Raw genomic sequence first — 270 nt, 5'->3', positions numbered from 1 at the left:
AGGCCAGCCGGGTGAACCCGTCGATCGCCGAGTGCAGATAGGTGTAGCCGACCCGCCGGCCTGCACCACGCTTGGAAGCACGGCCTGCTTCACTGTCACGTCCGTGAGCACGCCAGCCGCCCCCGTCAGGGATCTTCCCGATCTTCTTCACGTCCAGGTGCACCATGTGCCCCGGCCCTCTCGCGGTGATCTTCTGGGGTCGTTGGCGCAGGTCTTCTCCGGCCGGGGTCAGGTCCCGTAACCGGGAGATCCCGGCCCGGTGCAGCCACC

The 270-nt window shown here is 68.1% G+C and carries 1 pseudogene; it reads right to left on the bottom strand.

Features of this window, described 5'->3' with window-relative positions:
* A pseudogene (locus D8M29_RS13425) lies at nt 1–270 on the bottom strand (IS481 family transposase); the annotation flags it as partial.

The sequence above is a fragment of the Micrococcus sp. HSID17227 genome (assembly GCF_003989405.1).
Taxonomy (GTDB): Bacteria; Actinomycetota; Actinomycetes; order Actinomycetales; family Micrococcaceae; genus Micrococcus; species Micrococcus luteus.
Note: the sequence above shows the minus strand (reverse complement) of the source record. Positions and strands in the feature narration are given on the sequence as shown.